Source organism: Bradyrhizobium sp. AUGA SZCCT0176 (assembly GCF_018130145.1).
GTDB lineage: Bacteria > Pseudomonadota > Alphaproteobacteria > Rhizobiales > Xanthobacteraceae > Bradyrhizobium.
In genome coordinates, this window is the sequence record NZ_JAFCMB010000007.1 from 1 (window position 1) to 20,241 (window position 20,241).

General features: G+C 63.3%; 15 protein-coding genes. 9 read left to right on the top strand and 6 right to left on the bottom strand.

Annotation, left to right across the window (positions count from 1 at the left end):
- Positions 1-392 precede the first annotated feature (392 nt).
- Positions 393-3,011 carry a CHAT domain-containing tetratricopeptide repeat protein gene (locus JQ600_RS18110; RefSeq protein ID WP_212390316.1) on the bottom strand — a complete coding sequence of 873 codons (2,619 nt, stop codon included), beginning with the start codon at positions 3,009-3,011 and terminating at the stop codon, positions 393-395.
- Between the two features lie 93 nt (positions 3,012-3,104).
- Positions 3,105-3,851 (bottom strand): HugZ family protein, encoded by a 747-nt coding sequence (locus JQ600_RS18115; protein WP_212390317.1) that lies wholly within the window; start codon positions 3,849-3,851, stop codon positions 3,105-3,107.
- A gap of 214 nt (positions 3,852-4,065) precedes the next feature.
- Here JQ600_RS18115 and JQ600_RS18120 point away from each other — a divergent pair, with 214 nt between their 5' ends.
- The 5 genes from JQ600_RS18120 (at position 4,066) to JQ600_RS18140 (ending at position 8,127) form a co-directional block, all read left to right on the top strand.
- A complete protein-coding gene (locus JQ600_RS18120; RefSeq protein ID WP_016843287.1) occupies positions 4,066-4,767 on the top strand; it encodes a response regulator transcription factor in 702 nt (233 codons plus the stop codon).
- Positions 4,768-4,939: 172 nt separating this feature from the next.
- On the top strand, positions 4,940-6,751 hold the full coding sequence (locus tag JQ600_RS18125; protein WP_212390318.1) for a sensor histidine kinase: 1,812 nt from the start codon (positions 4,940-4,942) through the stop codon (positions 6,749-6,751).
- Positions 6,748-7,269 (top strand): HPr kinase/phosphorylase, encoded by a 522-nt coding sequence (locus JQ600_RS18130; RefSeq protein WP_212390319.1) that lies wholly within the window; start codon positions 6,748-6,750, stop codon positions 7,267-7,269. Before JQ600_RS18125 ends, JQ600_RS18130 begins: the two co-directional genes overlap by 4 nt.
- Positions 7,270-7,402: 133 nt before the next feature.
- A complete protein-coding gene (locus tag JQ600_RS18135; RefSeq protein WP_021076632.1) occupies positions 7,403-7,804 on the top strand; it encodes a PTS sugar transporter subunit IIA in 402 nt (133 codons plus the stop codon).
- A complete protein-coding gene (locus tag JQ600_RS18140) occupies positions 7,801-8,127 on the top strand; it encodes an HPr family phosphocarrier protein (RefSeq protein WP_212265809.1) in 327 nt (108 codons plus the stop codon). Before JQ600_RS18135 ends, JQ600_RS18140 begins: the two co-directional genes overlap by 4 nt.
- Before the next feature lie 88 nt (positions 8,128-8,215).
- On the opposite strand, the gene JQ600_RS18145 is transcribed toward JQ600_RS18140, so the two are convergent.
- The gene (locus JQ600_RS18145; RefSeq protein ID WP_212390320.1) at positions 8,216-9,013 is read right to left on the bottom strand and encodes an SDR family NAD(P)-dependent oxidoreductase; all 798 of its coding nucleotides are present in this window, start codon (positions 9,011-9,013) and stop codon (positions 8,216-8,218) included.
- Between the two features lie 43 nt (positions 9,014-9,056).
- The gene (locus JQ600_RS18150) at positions 9,057-10,661 is read right to left on the bottom strand and encodes a glycosyltransferase family 39 protein (RefSeq protein ID WP_212265807.1); all 1,605 of its coding nucleotides are present in this window, start codon (positions 10,659-10,661) and stop codon (positions 9,057-9,059) included.
- A gap of 115 nt (positions 10,662-10,776) precedes the next feature.
- On the opposite strand from JQ600_RS18150, the gene lepA reads away from it, so the two are divergent.
- The 3 genes from lepA to JQ600_RS18165 all read left to right on the top strand — a co-directional run bounded on the left by lepA (position 10,777) and on the right by JQ600_RS18165 (position 15,270).
- Positions 10,777-12,588 (top strand): translation elongation factor 4, encoded by a 1,812-nt coding sequence (gene lepA, locus JQ600_RS18155; protein ID WP_212390322.1) that lies wholly within the window; start codon positions 10,777-10,779, stop codon positions 12,586-12,588.
- Positions 12,589-12,759: 171 nt separating this feature from the next.
- Positions 12,760-14,007, top strand: coding sequence for an MFS transporter (locus JQ600_RS18160; protein ID WP_212390323.1), 1,248 nt, complete (start codon positions 12,760-12,762; stop codon positions 14,005-14,007).
- 90 nt (positions 14,008-14,097) lie between these two features.
- Positions 14,098-15,270, top strand: coding sequence for an acyl-CoA dehydrogenase family protein (locus JQ600_RS18165; protein WP_212390324.1), 1,173 nt, complete (start codon positions 14,098-14,100; stop codon positions 15,268-15,270).
- 14 nt (positions 15,271-15,284) lie between these two features.
- Here JQ600_RS18165 and JQ600_RS18170 read toward each other — a convergent pair whose 3' ends face one another.
- Positions 15,285-16,007 (bottom strand): RDD family protein, encoded by a 723-nt coding sequence (locus tag JQ600_RS18170; RefSeq protein WP_212468745.1) that lies wholly within the window; start codon positions 16,005-16,007, stop codon positions 15,285-15,287.
- A gap of 253 nt (positions 16,008-16,260) precedes the next feature.
- Here JQ600_RS18170 and JQ600_RS18175 point away from each other — a divergent pair, with 253 nt between their 5' ends.
- On the top strand, positions 16,261-16,680 hold the full coding sequence (locus JQ600_RS18175; protein WP_312017257.1) for a DUF1801 domain-containing protein: 420 nt from the start codon (positions 16,261-16,263) through the stop codon (positions 16,678-16,680).
- 1,057 nt (positions 16,681-17,737) lie between these two features.
- Here the strand turns inward: JQ600_RS18175 and JQ600_RS18180 are convergent.
- A complete protein-coding gene (locus tag JQ600_RS18180; RefSeq protein ID WP_212386690.1) occupies positions 17,738-19,957 on the bottom strand; it encodes a bifunctional diguanylate cyclase/phosphodiesterase in 2,220 nt (739 codons plus the stop codon).
- Positions 19,958-20,241 lie beyond the last annotated feature (284 nt).

Genomic DNA, 20,241 nt, shown 5'->3' on the forward strand with positions numbered 1-20,241 from the left:
TTGGTAGAGCTGCGGCGCTCCGAGGTTCCAATGCACCTCTTTGAGTTTCTTTAAGCCAAATTTATCGGCGCCAAAGGCACCGTTACGTAGACCCGTCTCTTGCACGAAGAACCTCCTCGAACCCGCGTATCTCGATCGCGCGAATGCCGCTAAACGCGCTTCTGTCGCGGTGACCACTGAATATAGCCTTCCGGCTCCGGTCCGGCGACCTAATACTTGGCAACGCCGTGCTTGCCAAGCCGATCCCGCGCATTTTGGTTTATTCCAGCCAAGGCTTTGATCTGGATCAAACACTTGTTGCGGCGCGGGGCGTTTTGCAGCGCTCAACACGCGACCATCAGCCGCGCGATAGCGCTACCATTTGGTTTGCGCCGCACAATCCACGGTAAAGCTCAGCGCGGCGCACCCTCGCCGATCAGCGCAAACGGCGCCCAGAATGCCGGATAGGCATTTCGGGGCGACGAAGTATCGTTGAGGTAGGCCAGCATCGACTGGCGCAGCGCCTCGGCCCGGCCAAGCTTCGGGTCAGCCTTGAGGCGATCGAAGGTCGATGTCGTCAGCCGCGTCGCGGCCGCGGAATCCACCGCCCAGTGTGACACCAGCAATGCACGCGCGCCGGCATAGAAGAACGATCGCGCCAATCCCGACAGCGCTTCGGCGCCGGGCTTGTCGCCGGCGATCGTGTTGCAGGCTGATAGCACCACCCAATCGGCGTTGAGTTTCAGCTGCGCCACTTCGCTCGACGTGAGCAGGCCGTCGTCGAGTTCGGACGGCTGCTTCGGAATACTGAGCACCAGCGAGGGCTCGGCGATCCCCTTCACGTCCCCGGCGACGAGACCGTGGGTCGCGAAATAGACGATGCTGTAATCGGCGAGCCGGGCGCGCTTCACATTGGTTTCGCTGGCGTTCTCGCCGAGATGAATATCGCTTTCGGAAACGCCGAGATCCTTTGCGACCGCATTGAGTTCGTCGGCGGTATCAGGCAGTTGCGACAGCACGCGAGAGAGCCGCGCGCGATCGACACCGGCGCCTTGCCAGAAGTCGGTATAGGCCACGTTGGTGACGCCGCGCGCCGCGGACTTGATCGCCTCCGGCCCGGCTGCGCCGCGCTTGTCGCCAGCGCTATCCTGCAACGGATTGAACAGCGGATCGCCGAAACCGGTCATCGGTTTGGTGGTTTGATCCTTGCGGGCAATCGCCCGCAGCGTCTTCAGGCTTGCGACCGACGGCAACACCGACACCGCGTGACGCTTGAGCAGCCAGGCGGCATCGCGATAACCGTCGAGTTTTTCCGGGATCGCGGCCGGCGGCTTCTCCGTCACCAGCAAATGAAACGGCAGCGCCGTCAACGCGCCCGTGGGAACAATCAGAAGGCTGCGCTTGTCCTTCAGCCGTGTCTCGACGCGGCCCAGCAGGTGGTTGTACAGCCAGTGTGCGAATTCGAGATTGAACAGCGTGGATTTTCCCGACGAATCGCTGGCATTGGCGATATCCAGTCCACGGCGGAAATCGGCGACCAACTCATGCAGCCCTTCCGAGCCACGCCCGATCGGGGACCAGTCAAATCCCTCGCGCGTGATCGCAATGACGTAGCTGTCCTTTACCGTGACCGCGAGCAGCACCATCGCCTCATCGCCCGATAACAGCGACTGAATCTCCTTCACCGTCATTGGCAGTGGATTCGACAGCGCGGCGTAATCGGGAAATTCCGCAGACAAGGTCTTTTGCAACGACGGGCGTTCGCTCGAAATGGCGGCAAGCCTGGCCTTGGTCCGCTGCTCGGCAGCAAGGTCGCGCTTCGATCGCTCTTTGGAGACCGCCGCCACCAGAGCCTTGTCCAGCGCTTCCGCTTCCGCGGCGAGATCCTGATCCCGGCGCACCAGTTCGGCGAGCCGATCGTTGCCGGCAGCCAGCCGCACCGCCAGCTTGTTGACGGCTGACGCCGCCGACGACTGGGTGCCGCGCTGGATCGCATTGAGCATCGCATCCAGCGCTTGATCGGTCGGTATCAATTGGTTGCGCTCGGCGTCCGCCAGCACCGGCAGCACGGCGCGCAGCTCCCCGCGCCCGCTCGCAATCAGCCGCAGCGCCAGCGGCAACGCCTTTTCCGGGTAACCTGTATTTGCTTGGAAGAGCGCCAGATTGTTCATGGATCTGGCGGTATCGGGATGATTGGGGCCGACCGCGCGTTCACGGATCGCCAACGCCCGCTCGAATAGCCGCTCGGCATCACGGACACGGTCCGTCGGCCCATCGTAAAGCTCCGCCAGATTGTTGAGCGAACGCGCCACGTCGGGATGATCGGGGCCGAGCACTTTCTCGCGGATCGCCAGCGAGCGCTTGATCAGCGGCTCCGCTTTGGCAAAGTGGCCCTCGACCTTCTCGACCTGACCGAGATTGTTCAGAAGCGTCGCGACCGCCGGATGCTCCGGACCCGCCGCTTTCTCATAGATCGCCAGCGCGCGCCGGAACAACGGCTTGGAGTCGTCGTGGCGGCCCTGCTTCTCGTAATGGGTGCCCAGATTGTTCAGGGACTGCGCGACGTCGGGATGCCCGGATCCCAGCGACCGCTCACGGATCGCCAGTGCCCGCTTGAACAGCGGTTCAGCTTCGGCGTAGCGCTCCTGGCGCTGATAGAGCGCAGCGAGATTGTTTAGCGCCGCAGCGATGTCCGGCGACTCGGCGCCAGCCGTCTTCTCCAGGATCGCAATGGCCCGCCTGGACAGCGGCTCGGCTTCAGCGTCCCTGCCCTGACTGCCATAGAGCTGCGCCAGATTGTTCAGTGCGGCTCCGACGTCGCGATGCGCGGGGCCGTATTTCTTTTCCAGGGATTCGACCTGCCCCTGCGCCAGCGCAACAGCTTCGGCATATTTTCCGGCGCGGCTGAGCTCGTTGATTTTGGCGCTGACCGCCGCGGTCTCGCTCTTTTGCGCCGAGGACGGCGCACTGAGGCAAGTTGTCGCCAGCAGCGCGAGGCACAGCGAAAATACCAAACGATTGCGGGAATTCATGATGCGGACTTGACCTTTGGCCATCTCGACGCGGGCGTCGATTAGGTCGCGCGAATAGCCGCCGCCGTTCAAATTCCGCTTTCGCGTGGCTGCCTAGGGCTTGGCGGGCTCTTGGGCCCGCGCCTCGCCCGCCAACCGGACCAGCATTTTGCGTAAGGCAGTCCCGTTGGTGACCCGTTCCGGGAAATCCAGCCGCAGCGTGGCGGAGCCTGCCTGCATGTCCATGCCATCGGGGTCGCAGCCGGTGCAGGCCCAGTCGGCGGTGTCGGCCCCGAGCAGGCGCGTGGCGTAGAGGTTCATCGCCTCGCGGTGGTCCTCGTTCATGTGTTCCACGGCGCCCTGCTCGGCCTCCAACAGCCCCTCCGCATCGCTGATATCGGTCAGGAACTGCTGGGGGGTCAGGTCGATGATGCGGCCAAACCCGGCGACCAGATGGGCGCCTATGGGTGCGATCCGGAAGAACGAAAAATCCTTAAAGTCTACAAAGACTTCCGCGGATGGATGGGCGTTGAGGTAGCGCCGGCGCAGGATCTCAGCCCGGTCGCCCGCGGCCTCCTCGGCCCGCCCCGCCAGCATGATCCGGGCGCCCTCCAGCGGGTCGCCCGCGGCGCGCTCGTCCAGCATCAGTGAGACCCTGCTATCGGCCAGGATATTCCTGGTATGCAGCGCCAGCCGGGAGATCAGCAGGATCGGCGAGGCGTCAAAATGACAGGCGATATTGACCAGCGAGCAATAGGGATCGCCGCTGCCGGCCATCAGGGTTCCCAACGCGCCCTGCCGACTGCGCCGCAGCAGCGAGCGGGCCAGTTTGGAAGGGTTAAAATCAGCCGTCGGTTGCATGGGTTTTTCCAGCCATTTTACTGCAAAAAGGCCCTTTGCTCAGGCCTTGAGGGTGCTATATGGGTGCTACGCATCGTCCGCGGAATGTTTTTGCGGAACTCGGTCACACTTCAGCCCAGCTTGCATTGCTCGTAGACCGAATACGAAGCCCATTTATACGGCGCATGGCTGGATTGCCCGCCGTTTAAGCCACTTCTCTTTCGAAAGCAGGCTCATGCCCACAATCGCCTTGGTCGATGACGACCGCAACATTCTCACTTCCGTCTCGATCGCGCTCGAAGCCGAAGGCTATCGCATCATGACCTATACGGATGGTGCGTCGGCGCTCGATGGTTTCCGCACCTCGCCGCCGGACCTTGCGATCCTCGACATCAAGATGCCGCGCATGGACGGCATGGAGACGCTGCGGCGGCTGCGGCAGAAGTCCGATCTGCCGGTCATCTTCCTCACCTCCAAGGATGAAGAGATCGACGAATTGTTCGGCCTCAAGATGGGCGCCGACGATTTCATCCGCAAGCCGTTCTCCCAGCGCCTGCTGGTCGAGCGCGTCAAGGCCGTGCTGCGCCGGGGACAGCCCAAGGATCCGACCGCCGCACCGAAGGAGCCGGATGCACGTGCACTCGACCGCGGCCTGCTGCGAATGGATCCGGAGCGTCACACCTGCACCTGGAAGAACGAGCCGGTGACGCTGACCGTGACCGAGTTCCTGATCCTGCAGGCGTTGGCGACGCGGCCCGGTGTGGTGAAAAGCCGCAACGCGCTGATGGACGCGGCCTATGACGATCAGGTCTATGTCGACGACCGCACCATCGACAGCCACATCAAGCGGCTGCGCAAGAAGTTCAAGGTGGTGGACGACGATTTCGAGATGATCGAGACGCTCTACGGCGTCGGCTATCGCTTCAAGGAAGCCTGATCTGCACTTCTGGTCTTTTTTGTTTGAGCATGATCTTTTCGGAAAACCGGTGTCCACTTTTCCGGATCATGCTCGAGCGGCTCGTTAACTGACGCCTTGGCGCGTCTGGGGTAGGATTGAGCGCGCGAGCAGCGCTTGCAGGGACAGTCGAGACAACCGGCAGTTTTAGCCATTGCTAGATCGAACGCAGCCTGATCGAGGCCGGAACAACGAGGATGCATCTGCGTCCCTCGACCGGGATTACGTTGCCGACGACAAGGCGCAGAGCCAGGGCTGGCGGCGGCCGCTGGGCTGGTTGCGTCGCGCCGGACAATTCTTCTTTGCACTCTCTTTCTCCAGTCTCACCCGCCGTATCGTCTCGCTCAATCTGGCGGGCCTCGTCGCGCTGGTGGCGAGCATCCTCTATCTGTCGCAATTCCGCGCCGGCCTGATCGAGGCGCGCGCGCAGAGCTTGCTGGTGTATGCCGAGATCATCTCCGAAGCGATCGCGACATCGGCCACCGTCGAGGGCGGCACCATCACCGTCGATCCCGACCGCCTGCTCGATCTGAAGCCCGGGGAAAGCTATGGCATACCGGACGAGTATTCCGACTTTCCGATCAACCCGGAGCGCGTCGCGCCGGTGTTGCGCCGCCTGATCGCGCCGACCAAGACGCGCGCACGTATTTTTGACCGCGAAGGCGGGCTTATCCTGGACAGCCGCAATCTGTTTGCCCGCGGCGACGTGCTGCGGTTCGAATTGCCGCCCCCGTCGGCCGACAAGCCCAATATTGCGGAGCGGACGCTGACCGCGATCCGCACCTGGTTCAATCGCGGCGATCTGCCGATCTATCGCGAACTCGGCCCCGAGGGCGGCAAAGGCTATCAGGAAGTCGCGCAATCGCTGGGCGGTCAGAAGAGCAGCATGGTCCGCGTCAATGAGCGCGGCGCGGTCATCGTGTCGGTCGCCGTGCCGGTGCAGCACTTCCGCGCGGTGCGTGGCGCGCTGATGCTCACGACCCAGGGCGACGACATCGACCAGATGGTCGGCGCCGAGCGCTGGGCGATCCTGAAAATCGGCGGCGTCGCCTCCGCCGTCATGATCGTATTGTCGCTGCTGCTGGCGAGCACGATCGCAGGTCCGGTGCGGCGACTGGCCGACGGCGCCGAGCGCGTTCGCCGCCGCATCCAGACCCGTGTCGAAATTCCCGACTTCACCCGCCGCCGCGACGAGATCGGCCATCTTTCCGGCGCGCTGCGCGACATGACCAACGCGCTCTATAGCCGCATCGAGGCAATCGAGATGTTTGCCGCCGACGTCGCCCATGAACTGAAGAACCCGCTGACCTCGCTGCGCTCGGCGGTGGAAACGCTGCCGCTGGCGCGCAATGAAAACAGCCGCGCGCGCCTGCTCGCCGTCATCGAACACGACGTCAGGCGGCTCGACCGGCTGATATCAGACATTTCCGACGCCAGCCGCCTCGATGCCGAACTGCAGCGGCAGGATATGGCGCCGGTCGATTTCAGGCGCTTGCTGACGACGCTGACCTCGGTCGCCAATGAAACCAAGCTCGGCCACGACGTCTCCGTCGAGGCGCGCTTCGAGGGCCGCACCCCGACCGATACCTTCTCGGTGCCCGGCCATGATTCGCGGCTCGGCCAGGTCATCTCCAACCTCCTGTCGAACGCTCAATCGTTCTCCCACGCCGGCGGCAAGGTGCGCATCGTCTGCCGCCGCGTCCGCTCGGAAATCGAAATCGTGGTCGATGACGACGGCCCGGGCATCGGCGAGGATGCGCTCGAGCGCATCTTCGAGCGCTTTTACACCGACCGGCCGCATCAGGGTTTTGGCCAGAATTCCGGCCTCGGGCTGTCGATCTCCAAGCAGATCATCGAGGCCCATGGCGGGCGTATCTGGGCGGAAAACCGCGCCGGTCCGGCCGACGCCGACGGCAACCCGACGGTCGCTGGCGCGCGCTTCGTGGTCAGGCTGCCAGCGCCATGACTGAGAATGCTAGCGTGCACGCCTCCGCCGTGCTGGTTGGCGACCGCGCCGTCCTGATCCGCGGGCCGTCGGGTTCCGGCAAGTCACGGCTGGCCTTCGACCTGATTCTGGCCGGCCGTACCGGCCAGGTTCCACCGGCCATTTTGGTGGGCGATGACCGTGTCCATCTCGACACACTGGCCGGAGAATTGTGGGTCCGCCCGGCGGCTGAGTTGGCCGGCCTGATCGAAATCCGGGGCCTCGGGATTCGTCGCTGTGATTGCGTCAGCGAGGCGGTAGTCGGTCTGGTTGTCGATCTCGCGGCTGATGACGCGGAACGGCTGCCACCGCCCGAAGCCCTTGTAGTCAGCCTTAATGGTGTTATGATACCAAGAATCCCTGTCGGAACCGGCTTTCAGCCCCTTCCGCTGGTTGTCGCCGCGCTAACGACAACTGAAAGTTCACCTTCCGGTAATAATACGGCCGATTGTGTGAAGGGGTTTGGTAACCATATAAGCCCCACTATCGCGACCGAATAAGACCGGCGCAGGCTCCCCTCTCTGCCACCAAGTTTCCGGGAGAATAGCCAAGATGCCCTCTTGCGCGGGGCCTCTGGATGGTCAAAGTGGCGCGTTCGTGCGGTGCACCAAAAGCACCCGCGAGGAGTTTCCGATGATTGGTCTAGTGCTTGTGACCCATGGGCGCCTTGCCGACGAGTTCAGGGCGGCGCTCGAACATGTCATGGGTCCGCAGAAACAAATTGAAGCGATTACGATCGGGGCCGAGGACGACTCCGATTTGTGTCGAAGCGACATTATCGAAGCGGTGAATCGCGTCGACAGTGGCGATGGGGTTGCTATCCTTACCGACATGTTCGGTGGCACACCCTCCAACCTGGCGATCTCCTGTATGAGCCGCCCCAAGGTGGAAGTACTCGCAGGTATCAACCTTCCCATGCTGGTGAAGCTTGCCAAGGTGCGCGAAGAGCGCTCGCTTCCGGACGCCATCGCGATGGCCCAGGAAGCCGGTCGCAAGTACGTCACCATCGCCAGCCGCGTACTCGCCGGCAAATGAGCGACGAGGCCGCGCCCGGAAACGACGTCGGGCCGAGCGTGCCGGCCGGCGCCATTTCCCGCGAACTTCTCATCATCAACAAACGCGGACTGCACGCGCGCGCGTCGGCCAAGTTCGTCCAGATGGTCGAGCGTTTCAACGCCGAGGTCTGGGTGACGCGCGGCAACGAGACCGTCGGCGGCACCTCGATCATGGGATTGATGATGCTGGCCGCGGGCCCCGGCACCACGGTGACGGTTTCCGCCACCGGCCCCGAGGCGCAGGCCGCGGTGGATGCGATCGCGGGTCTCGTCGCCGACAAGTTCAACGAAGAAGGCGTTTGAGCGCTAGACGCTCGTAGCGCTGCGCTCTGGTAGGGTGGGCAAAGGCGCAGCTGCGCCGTGCCCACCATCCATCCAGATCATCGCCATCTCAAAACGGATTGGTGACGATGCCGCCGTCGGCGCGCAATGCGGCGCCGTTGGTGGCGCTGGAGGCCTTCGAGCAGACGTAGCAGATCAGATTGGCGATCTCCTCGGGCTCGGCATAGCGCTGCAACAGCGAGGCCGGCCGCCGTTCGCTGAAGGTACGCGCCACGAGGTCGTCGACGGTCGTTCCCATGCCCTTGGCACGCGCGGCCAGCCGCACCGGCGCCATCTCGACCCAGGTCGGCCCAGGCATGACCGAATTGACGGTCACGTTGGTCCCCTTGGTGAGTTCGGCGGCGCCGCGCGCCACCACGAGCTGGGCGGCCTTGGAGAAGCCGTAGTGAACCATCTCCTTGGGAATGAAGACGCCGGATTCGCTGGAGACGAACACGACGCGGCCCCAATCCTTGTTGTCCAGCATCCGCTTCAGATAATGCCGGGTGAGGCGCACGCCGCTCATCACGTTGACTTCGAACATCCTGGTCCAGTCGGAATCCTCGATATCGAAGAATCCTTTCGGCTCGTAGATGCCGAGATTGTTGACGAGGATGTCGACTTCGGGAAATTGCGCTGTAAGCGCGGCGCAGCCTTCGGCGTCACCGAGATCGACCGCCGCCGAGTGCACCTCGGCGGCAGGCGCAGCTTGCCGGACCTTTGCCATGGCCTCGGTGACAACAGCTTGCTCGCGCCCGTTGACGATGACTTCCGCGCCCATCTGCGCAAGCCCGATGGCGGTTGCGAGCCCGATGCCGCGCGTCGAGCCGGTGACGAGCGCGGTCTTTCCAGTCAGATCGAGATTCATGCGTTCCCCTAAATTTTCTTGCCCAAATCTTCTTGTTCGCCGCCTATTTCTTTTCCGGCGGCACCACAATCACGTTCCAGATCGTGGCGGGGCCCGGCCCCCCTGAGAAAAACCTTCGCGTGGTGACCACCATACGCTCGCCATTGGCAGCATGGGCATTCATCCATGCCTCGCATTTTTCCAGCTTCCAGTCGCCGGTTTCGCAGATCCCGATAAAGCCGGATCGCTTGGCCTCTTCGAGCGAGGTCAGCCCGGACGACCACGGCTCGTACGGCGTCAGGACCGCCGGATGATCGGCGCTGTAGAATGTAACGGGGTGGCCGATATCGCTATAGGCCGCAACCACCGGCAAGGCTGAGAAAAACCGCCGGTGCCAGACTTCCGTCAGTTCGCGGGCGAGTTCGGAGCGCGCCCGGTAGCTTGCCCCCTCGTTGCGATGCTGGCCGGCATCATAGGCAGCGATCTGCGGCGATGCGATCAACACCGCTACCGACAGCACCAGCCAGGTCGCGGTCAGCCGAAGCAGCGCCAACTGCCGCACCCGCAGCGCCGGGATCGCGATCAACGCCAGCGGCACCAGGAAGAACAGCGGGATGCCCCAATCGGTCTTGATGTAGATCTGGAACAGCACCGCGCCGAGCGGCGGCCCGATCGCGACCACCGCCTGGATCAGCCAGACATTGAGCGCCTGCGTGGTGTTCACGCTGGCATTCGCGCCGCGCGACCAGAACGCAAAAGACGGCTTGCGCCAGCGCGACGGCCACGCCAGCGCTACTCCCGCCAGCACCACCGGCAACGCCAGCAGCGCCAGATTATGGCCGACATAACCGAGCGCGAGGTTGTCGATCATGCGGCGGTCGCTGATCGAATAGATCTCGCCGGCATAGGTGAACGGGACGAAATTCACGTCCCGGAGCCAGAGGAAGTGCGGGACCATCGCCACGACGAGCACGAAGATGGCCACCCACGGCGCCGGCGAGCGCAGGAATTGCAGGCGCTGCGGGTGGATCAGCGCGGCGAGGCCGATGGCGCCGATCATCGTCAGCGCCCAGTATTTGGTCATCAGCGCCAGCGCGCCGGCGATCCCAAGCAACCATCCGGATTTCACGCTGCGCTTCTCGAATGCGTCGAGATAGGCCAGCACCAGAAGCGGCAGCGTCACCAGCTGCAGCAGGTCCGGATTGTACTTGAAGCCCTTGAAGTTGAAGATCGGATAGAGCGCGAGCATCACCACGACGAGGAAGGCGCGGCGGTGATCGACCACGCGCAGCGCCAGCAGCCAGCAGATCACGAGCCCCAAGCCCAGCGTCGCCATCGCCAGCGCATAGGTCGCCCAATCGGTGACCGGAAACAGCCTGAACCAGGCGCCCGCCACCCATCCCGACAGCGGCGGATGCTTGCCATAGCCGAACAGGAACTTCTGGCCCCAGCCGAACGCCTCGGCGACGTCCATATGGATATCCTGGCCGGTCTTCAGATTGACCAGGATCAGCGTCCAGAGCGCGGCATGGACCACGGCAAAGCCGCTCACCAGCCACAAAGCGCCCTTGGGGTCGCTGGCGCATGAGGCCAGCCATGCCGCCAGCCGCCGGACGGACAATCTGCGCCGGGAACGCGCGGCGGCGGGTAAAATTGATGCAGTCGACATGGAGGAGTGCGTAGCGCGTTTTTGGCGCGCGTGGAATCAGCTTGGCGTGAAGAATGCCCCTTAAAATACAGCAATATGGTTGCCGCACGGGGATGTGAATGCTATCCCGCGCCCCATGACAACTGCCCCGATTTCCAACATCCGCAACTTCTCCATCGTCGCCCATATCGACCATGGCAAATCGACGCTGGCCGACCGCCTGATCCAGACCACCGGCGGGCTGACCGATCGCGAAATGGCGGGCAAGGAGCAGGTGCTCGATTCCATGGATATCGAGCGCGAGCGCGGCATCACCATCAAGGCGCAGACGGTCCGGCTGAACTACCGCGCCAAGGACGGCAAGGATTACATCTTCAACCTGATGGACACGCCGGGCCATGTCGACTTCGCCTACGAAGTCTCGCGCTCGCTGGCGGCCTGTGAAGGATCGCTGCTGGTGGTCGACGCCAGCCAGGGCGTCGAGGCGCAGACGCTCGCCAACGTCTACCACGCGCTCGACGCGGGTCATGAGATCGTGCCGGTCCTCAACAAGGTCGACCTGCCTGCGGCCGAACCCGAAAAGGTCAGGCAGCAGATCGAGGACGTAATCGGCATCAGCGCCGCTGACGCGGTGATGATCTCGGCCAAGACCGGGCTTGGCATTCCCGACGTGCTGGAAGCCATCGTCACCCGCCTGCCGCCGCCGAAGGGCGACCGCAACGCGACGCTGAAGGCGCTTCTGGTCGATAGCTGGTACGACGTCTATCTCGGCGTCGTCGTTCTCATTCGCGTCGTCGATGGCGTGATGAAGAAGGGCAGCCGCATCCGAATGATGGGCACCAACGCCGCCTATGACGTCGAGCGCGTCGGCTTCTTCACGCCGAAGATGACGCAGATCGACGAACTCGGCCCCGGCGAGATCGGTTTCATCACCGCCGCGATCAAGGAAGTCGCCGACACCCGCGTCGGCGATACCATCACCGACGACCGCAAGCCGATCACCGAGATGTTGCCGGGCTTCAAGCCCGCGATACCCGTGGTGTTCTGCGGCCTGTTCCCGGTCGATGCCGACGACTTCGAAACGTTGCGCGCAGCGATGGGCAAACTGCGCCTCAACGATGCAAGCTTCTCGTTCGAGATGGAGACGTCGGCGGCGCTCGGCTTCGGCTTCCGCTGCGGCTTCCTCGGGCTGTTGCATCTGGAGATCATCCAGGAGCGGCTGTCGCGCGAATTCGATCTCAACCTGATCGCGACCGCGCCGAGCGTGATCTACAAGATGCACCTGACTGACGGTCAGGAGATCGAAATCCACAATCCCGTCGACATGCCCGACGTGGTCAAGATCGCCGAGATCCAGGAGCCATGGATCGAAGCCACCATCCTGACGCCGGACGAATATCTCGGCAGCGTGCTGAAGCTTTGCCAGGACCGCCGTGGTTCGCAGAAGGAGCTGACGTATGTCGGCTCGCGCGCGATGGTGAAGTATGATCTGCCGCTCAACGAGGTCGTGTTCGATTTCTACGACCGGCTCAAATCGGTCTCGAAGGGCTACGCCTCGTTCGATTATCATCTGACCGACTACAAGCCCGCGGATCTCGTCAAGATGCAGATCCTCGTCAACCTCGAGCCGGTGGACGCATTGTCGATGCTGGTGCATCGCACCCGCGCCGAAGGCCGCGGCCGCGCCATGGTCGAGCGGATGAAGGAACTGATCCCGCCGCACATGTTCGTGATTCCGATCCAGGCTGCGATCGGCGGCAAGGTGATCGCCCGCGAGACCGTCCGCGCGCTGCGCAAGGACGTCACCGCGAAATGCTACGGCGGCGACATCACGCGCAAGCGCAAGCTTCTGGAGAAGCAGAAGGAAGGCAAGAAGAAGATGCGGCAGTTCGGCAAGGTCGACATCCCGCAGGAAGCCTTCATTGCCGCGCTGAAGGTGGATAGCTGAGGCCCGCTTCGCGCACTTTGCCCGCTGGCTCGACGACCCTGCGCCGCCCGACCCTGGCGGTGAGTTGCGAAAACCTGTGACCGGCCATTCATCCGCCGCCTTGCTCTGCCGCGGCGGATAGGTCACCATCGTCCCGCGCACACAAAAAATATTACAAGCGCGAGGAAACGCATGAGCAAACCCGCCGGTTTCTCCCAGCCCGGTTTCTCCTATGGCTGGATCGTCGTCGGCGCAGGCGCGCTGATGACCTGTGTCGGCTTTGGCACGATGTTGTCGCTGGCGGTGTTCCTGCAGCCGATTGCGACGGATACGGGCTGGTCGGTCAGCGGCGTCTCGGCGGCGGCGACGATCGATTTCCTTGCCATGGGATTTGCGGCGTTCTTCTGGGGCGCGCTGTCCGACCGGTTCGGAACCCGCATCGTGGTTTTGGCCGGCGCCGTGCTGCTGGGTATCGGCCTGGTCGGCGCGAGCCAGGCCACGAGTCTCTGGCAATTCCAGTTTTTCTTCGGCGTATTGATCGGGATCGCTGCGGGGAGTTTCTATGCGCCGATGGTCGCGGTGGCGAGCGCCTGGATCGAACATCGCCGCAGCCTTGCGGTGGCGCTGGTGTCGGCCGGCATGGGCGTGTCGCCGCTGACGATCGCGCCATTCGCAAGCTGGCTGATCACCGCCTATGACTGGCGCACCGCGATGCTGGTGATCGGCATCGCATCCTGGGCGCTGCTGATCCCGGCGTCGTTCCTGGTCCGTCCGGCGCCGGAGGCCGCAGCACCTGCGAGCGGCGGGACGGATGCGCCGGAAATGCAGTGGTCCGTCGGACAGGCGTTGCGGACCCCGCAATTCATCACGCTGGCATTGGCGCATTTCGCCTGCTGCGCGGCGCATTCGGGACCGATCTTCCACATGGTGAGCTACGCGATGATCTGCGGCATCGCGCCGCTGACCGCCGTCACCGTTTACAGCCTTGCCGGATTCTCCGGCCTCGGCGGCCGTCTGCTGCTCGGCATCATGGCCGACCGCCTCGGCGCCAAGCCGGTACTGGTCGGCGGGCTGTTCGTGCAGGCGATGTCGGTTGCGACCTATCTCGCGGTCGGCCAGCTCGGCGAGTTCTATGCGCTGTCTGTGATCTTCGGGCTCGCCTATGGCGGCGTGATGCCGCTCTATGCGGTGCTGGTGCGCGAATATTTCGGCGCGCGCATCATGGGCACGGTGTTCGGCGCGGTCTCCGCCTTTGCCAGCCTCGGCATGGCGCTGGGGCCATTGGCCGGCGGGTGGGTGTTCGACACTTTCCACGCCTATAACTGGCTCTATGTCGGCTCCTTCGCGATCGGCATTACCGCGGTCGCGGTGGCGCTGAGTTTCCCGTCGGCGAAGCGGCCATCGCAACCGTCGCTCGATCTCGGACGCGCCGCAGCCTGAGACGCGTATCCTCCGCCGCCTTGATCGGAGGCGGCGGATGGGCCACCATCGCCCCTCGCGCAAACAAAACAAGACAATGCGAGGAAGCGCATGAACAAGCACCCCGGCCTCGACCTCGTCGAGCGCGCGCGCATGCTGCAGCCATTGATCGCGCGCGACGCCGACGAAATCGAGCGGACGCGGCGGCTGACGCCGGATGTGACCACCGCCCTGATCGAGAACGGGCTTTATCGTTCGTTGCTGCCGCAGAGCCTCGGCGGCGCCGAATTGCCGCTCGAGATCTTCATGCAGATGCAGGAGGAAATCGCCAAGGCCGATGCCTCCACCGCCTGGTGCCTCGGCCAATGCAGCGTCTGCGCCATGACCGCGGCCTATCTCGATGCCGATGCCGCCAGCGAGATTTTCAACGTCGCGCCCGGCATCCTCGCCTGGGGCGCCATCAAGCATGAAGTGCAGGTCGTGCCCGGCGGCTACAAGGCCAGCGCGCGCTGGGATTTTGCCAGCGGCTCCCGGCAGGCGAGCTGGCTCGGCGCCCATGTCAGGATCGTCGAGGCCGACGGCAGCCCGCGGCGCAAGGCGGACGGCTCGCCGGAAATTCGCACCATCCTGTTTCCGGTGGCTGATGCCACGATGTATGACGTCTGGGACGTGATCGGCTTGCGCGGCACCGGCACCGACTCCTACTCGGTCGACAACCTCTTCATCCCGGACAAATTCGCCGCGCTGCGCGACGATCCTTCGGCGCTCCGCGAAAACGGCCCGCTCTACAAGCTCTCCACCAACATGGTGTTCAGCATGGGCTTTGCCGCGACCTCGCTCGGCGTCGCGCGCGCGACGCTGGATGCCGCCACCGATCTGGCGCGCGGCAAGACGCCGCAAGGCCTCAAGGCGATGCGCGACAACAACGCCGTGCAGGGCCTGATCGGGCGCACCGAGGCGAGCTTGCGCGCCGCGCGCGCCTATCTCTACACCACCGCGGCTGAGGTCTGGCGCGATCTGGCGCGCGGCGACGCCATCACCGAACAGCATCGCATTGCGCTGCGCATTGCCGCGACCTGGACCATTCATCAATCGACCTCCGTGGTCGACACCGCCTATCACATGGCCGGCGCCACCGCCGTCTTCAGCGCCAACAAGTTCGAACGGCGTTTTCGCGACATGCACGCCATCGCGCAGCAGATCCAGGCCCGCGATACCCATTACGAAGATGCCGGCAAGGCGATTCTGCTCGCCAATCTCGACGCGCCGCCGACGGCACGTTGAGGGAACGAACCGCATCAGGCCTTGCGCGCGCCGAACAGTCTACCTTTCCAACCCAGCGCAACGACGACCGCCAGCATCACGAGGAACGCGACGCTGGTGACAAGGTTCAACATCCTGTCGACGCCCGAACAGTAATCCCCGTAGACACAACTACGCGACATCAATCCAGCGGCAGCCATTGCCGCAAGAATGACCAGCAAGCTGACAAACAGCAACAGCCAGTAGACGCAAATGACTGCAGCCCGCCGCACCGGGGACGGCATGCCCAAGGCCACAGGTTCAACGCGTTCGGTAATGTATTGGCCAGATCGCGCTTTGGCAGGATCACGGATTTGCACGGTCGACCGCGTCAGCAGATCGTGAACCGCCTGGTTGCGGCGTGTCGCCGCCAGGATCACGAACGAGTACCAGCCAAGCACACCTTTGAGGACGACGCGGGCGCAGGCCTTGAGAAAACTTACGTTGCCGCCGCTACGATCGTCAACAACGCGCAGATTGGTCAAATGATGCCCCAGCGTGCCGCCGGTGAACGACACCAGAATCGGCTCATAGAGCAGCAACGTGGCAATCACCAGACATCCCAGTGCTCGGGAAAAATTATCGTTCTCTACCGAAACCGCCAGCATAACCGCACCGAAGAGGACGGCCATGGCGATGGCCCAGTCGACCACGATCCCTCGAAAGCGGCGAGAAAATCGCGCATAGAGTGGAGCGGACGCGGCGGCATCAAGGGGCATATGCGACATTCGATTTTGATTCTGGCTCATATTCTATAAACTTGAGAAGAGACGAGTCCAGCAGGCTCCCTGTAATGGAGAGCCTCCCATGAGACGGCACGAGGACAATCGTGGTTCTATCGTGCGAACGGCTCTGGCGCGGCTTCCGCTCGTCGACCAACTGCCCTATCCTGTTTCAGCAATGGCATGCTCGGATATTCGGACGACCGCGATGAAGACCACGGCAAAGAGCGGCACCGCAAAGAGACTACCCGTGGCAGCTTCGGCCCCCGCCGTCGAAGCCGTCTTCAATGCCTATCCGAAACCGGTCAAAGCCAGATTGCTGGCGCTGCGCCGGCTCATCTTCGATACCGCGAAAACCACCAAGGGCGTCGGCGCGCTGGAAGAGACGTTGAAATGGGGGCAGCCGAGCTATCTCACGGCGGAGACCAAAAGCGGCAGCACGATCCGGATCGACCAGGTCAAGGCTGAGGCCGGCCAGTACGCGGTTTACTTCCATTGCCAGACCAATCTGGTCGAGACGTTTCGCGAGCTCTATCCGGAGCTGCGTTACGAAGGAAACCGGGCCATCCTTCTTGGCGCGGAGGATAAGGTGCCCGAGGCCGAGTTGCGCCACTGCGTGGCGCTGGCGCTGACGTATCATTTGGGGAAGCGGAAGAACGGTGCGAAGTAACTCGCCGTCATTGTGAGGACGCACAACGCTCGTTCCGCGCGTCGTCCCGGCCTTGAGCCGGGACCCATACCGCGTGATCTCTCGATGAAGACTTGGTCGCAGAGACCTTTCGCATAACTTCTTCCTGTGGTTATGGGTCCCCCGATGCGCAATTGCGCATCTGAGCTCAAGGCCGGGACGACGGCGGTGTTTGCTGTTGCACCGTCATCCAAACGCAGTTCAGCATTCTCGCGGCGCACAGCACCCGAGCTTTGCCATTCAATCTCCTTGCCCTCCAATGAGAGGGCGCAGGGAAGACCGGGTGCGCGCTGCACCCGCGGTCTCGCGTGCGGTTTGCACAAAACAAGGTGCACACGAGCATACAGGGCAGCGGAGAACACCCGGCCTTCCCTGCGCAATGGCTTTACGGCTTATGCCGTGCTCTCCCCGGAGACGAGTTCTTGGTTGACTCCGTCGCTGCCGTTCAGCTCTCGCCTACCCGACAGCTTGACACCTGCAACGGGCGCCAGGACCACACGGTTTTGCCGTACGCTTAGTCCGCGCCGTCGTCGAGGCGTAAACCAGCGTCCACCGCAACCCGTCCAACGTCCGTGACGACGGCCGACGCCCTCTGAGTGGGACGGGATGGGCAAACATATGCACCTGATTTCCCTTCTGGTAAACAGAAATATTTTTTATTTTAGGGCTTGACACAATTTCCGTAAATCAGAACTGATTTGCCCGTCGAGTTAATTTGTCGCAGTCATTCCGGGGCGCGTAGGATGGGTGGAGCGAAGCGATACCCATCAATGCTTGCACGGGGTGAAATGATGGGTTTCGCTTCGCTCTACCGATCCTACGAACTTGCTGACGTATCATCTGGGCAAGCGGAAGGGCGGTGGGACGAAATGACTCTCCGCTGCGTTCCAAATTCCATCAACGCGTCGTCCCGGCGAACGCCGGGACCCATACGCCGCGGCGGTCGTTTTGCGGAAAGTCTCTAACGCCAGCGCTCTAGCCGATGGGCCGCGGCGTATGGGCCCCGGCGCAAGGCCGGGGCGACGACGGAACGGTTGAGCTACGCCACCAGCGCCGCATCCCCGCCGGCTTCCTCGCCGCGCTGCGCCTTCAACAGGCTGACGATCTCGGCGTTCGGCCGCGCGCGGCTGAACAGGAAACCCTGGCCTTCGTGGCAGCCTTCGTTGCGCAGGCAGCTCAGTTCGGCTTCGGTCTCGACGCCTTCGGCGGTGATGGTGACGCCGAGGCCCTTGCCGAGGCTGATGATCGAACGCACGATCGCCTGCGCGTCACGGTTGGAGCCGAGATCGCGCACGAACGACTGGTCGATCTTGATCTTGTCGAACGGAAAGCTGCGGAGATAACTCAGGCTGGAATAGCCGGTGCCGAAATCGTCCATCGAGATGCGGACGCCGAGCGAGCGCAGCGCATGCAGTGTCGCCAGCACCTGGCTGCTCTTTTCCAGCACCAGTGTCTCGGTGATCTCGAGTTCGAGCCGCGTCGCCGCCAGACCGGTTTGTTTCAACGTTTCCATCACCATCGACAGCAGATTGCCGACGCGGAACTGCAGCGGCGACAGGTTGACCGCGACGCGGACGTCGTCGGGCCATTGCGCCGCATCCATGCAGGCGCGGCGCAGCATCAAGCCGCCGACGGCGTTGATCAGGCCGGTCTCTTCGGCAACGGGGATGAACTCGCCGGGCGAGACCATGCCGCGTTCGGGATGCGGCCAGCGCACCAGCGCCTCGAAGCCGGTGACGCGACCGGTCGAAAGATCGACCAGCGGCTGATAATGCGGCCGCAGCAAATCGTTCTCGATCGCGTGGCGCAGCTCGATCTCGATCCTGCGGCGGGACTGGGCGCGGGCGTCCATTTCGGCTTCGAAGAAGCTGAACGTGCCACGGAACTCGTTCTTGGCGCGCGACAGCGCCATGTCGGCATTCTTCAGCAATCTCTCGGACTCGTCGCCGTCGCCCGGCGACATCGCGATGCCGATGCTGGCGCCGATCACCACCGAATGGCCGTCGAGCAGGTAGGGGTCGCCGATTGCCTCCAGCAGGCGCCTGGCCAGCAGCACGGCGTCCTCGGGGCGCGTCACCCCGCTCTGGACGATCGCGAACTCGTCGGAGTTGAGGCGCGCCAGCACGTCTTCCTCGCGCAGCGTCGATCGCAGGCGCTTGGCGACGCCGCGCAGCAGCTTGTCGCCGATGCCATGGCCGAGCGTATCGTTGACCGCCTTGAAATTGTCGAGGCCGAGCACCAGCACCGCCACCTTCTCGGCGCTGCGCCGCGTATGCAGCAGGAGGTCGTCCATCTGCTGACGCAGCAGGGTGCGGTTCGGCAATCCGGTCAGGCCGTCGTGCTGGGCCATGAAGGTAAGCCGCGCTTCGGCACGTTTGCGTTCGGTGATGTCCATCAACGCCAGCAGCACGGCTGGCTGGTCGCCGTAAACCAGCTGGCGCGAATAGATCGCCAGATCGATCAGCGCGCCGTCGGCCCTGACATGCTTCCAGGTCCGTGCCGCCTGTTCGTCACTGCTGCGATCGCCCGCCCACGGCAATTCCGGATCGAACGCCTGCAGGCTCCGGATCGTCAGTCGCTCGAACTCGGAGCGGCTATAGCCATAGTGCTGGAGCGCGGCGTCGTTGACGCCGAGAATGCGCTCGCCATCCAGCGAACAAACGATCATCGGCACCGGGTTGCTGTCGAACAGCAGGCGGAACGACGCCTCGCGCTGTTTCAGCTCGGTAATATCGACGCGCAGACCGATGACGCCGCCGTCTTCGGTGAGCCGCTCGTCGATCAGGATCACGCGGCCATCGGCCAGCGTCTGCTCGTGACGATCGCCGGGCTGGTGAAGCCTGGTCAGACGCTCGGTGAGCCATTCCTCCTCGCGGCCAATCGCTTCCGGATAATCGCCGCGCTCGACGCCGACGCGGATGGTGTCCTCCAGCCGCGCACCCGGCCTGAACAGATCCGCGCTGCGGGTGTAGATCTCCGCATATTTCTTGTTCCAGAGAATGTAGCGGCCTTCGGCGTCGAGAAACACGATGCCCTGGGGCAGGATGTCGATCGCCTCGCGCAGCCGTTCATGCGATTTGCGCGCGTCCGCAATCGCAGCCTCCGCCTCGGCGCGCGTGCGCACGATTTCGCTGCGCTCGGCGGGGCCATGGCGGCGATTACCTGAAAGCTTTGGGCTGGGTTTTACCGGTCGACCGAAAAGGCGAGCAATCGAGGTCCGCTTTGGTTTCTTGATTGTCTTTGGCCTTATCTTCGGCATTGCTGCGCCTCACCCGCCTTCTGCGTGCAATGTTCTCCGATAAGTGTCTGAAAAAATGGTATCTCTTGCCGATTCGAAGCGCCCCGTGCCCGGCTCTCTGGTGCCCGCTAAAAAGGCTGGTTCACGCTATGCGTGTGTTGCTGCAACAGGCGCGCGAGACCAAACGCAAATGCACACGCAGAATCTCAACCAGCGCACGAAGAACACGCGACACGCATTCGGATTGCACACGGAATGCGCGAAATCTCGCGCTGGCGCATCAATATGCGCCAATGGTCGACAGG